Below are 698 nucleotides of genomic sequence, written 5' to 3' on the forward strand. Positions count from 1 at the left end.
TGAACTGGCAAACCCTGAACTGTTGGTTGAAATGTCATTCATGGTTGCTGCTGGGGAAAAGTTTCAATAAACCGACATACAGATAGATAAAACAAAGCCACTCAGGTGATTCACTTGAGTGGCTTTTTTGTTCGAAACGCGAAACCGAGGTTAGTCGGCTTTGTGATTAAGCGATGCCTTGCTCTTTTGCCATCTGTGTCGCGATCTTAGGAGCATGCCATAGACATGGCAGTAAGATGAATGACACAGGAACGGCGGTAATCACAATGAATGACTGCAGAGCAGAAATACCGCCAGAGCCCATTGAAATAAGCGCAATGGCTACAGCACCCATGATGATACCCCAAAAGGTACGTACCGATGCGTTTGGCTCTGTGGTACCTGTCATAACTACACTGATGGTGTAGGTCATTGAATCGCCCGTTGTTACGATGAACGTGGTGGTCAGGATAAGGAACAGAATCGCAATCAGAGTCGGAAATGGCAGTTGTGCCGTGATAGCCAGTAATACTGCGGGAAGGTTGAAGCCTTCGAACGCACTAGAAATCACACCAGGGTTTTCTAACTCAAACGCTAAACCGCTACCACCAACGATGCTGAACCAGAAACAGGTTACCAGTGGAGCAACGATGCTGATAGACACGATCATTTGGCGAATTGTTCGGCCACGTGAGATGCGAGCAATAAAGATTGCCATC

1 protein-coding gene and 1 pseudogene are annotated in these 698 nt (G+C 47.0%); one reads left to right on the top strand and one right to left on the bottom strand.

Going from position 1 to position 698, the window contains the following annotated elements; translation table 11 throughout:
• Positions 1 to 70 (top strand): annotated as a pseudogene (locus BCT81_RS29080) (RidA family protein); the annotation flags it as partial.
• Between the two features lie 96 nt (positions 71 to 166).
• Here BCT81_RS29080 and BCT81_RS27300 read toward each other — a convergent pair.
• On the bottom strand, positions 167 to 698 hold a 532-nt coding region (locus tag BCT81_RS27300), incomplete at its 5' end, for a BCCT family transporter (RefSeq protein ID WP_198596976.1).

Source organism: Vibrio sp. 10N.261.52.A1 (assembly GCF_002876325.1).
Classification (GTDB): domain Bacteria; phylum Pseudomonadota; class Gammaproteobacteria; order Enterobacterales; family Vibrionaceae; genus Vibrio; species Vibrio chagasii.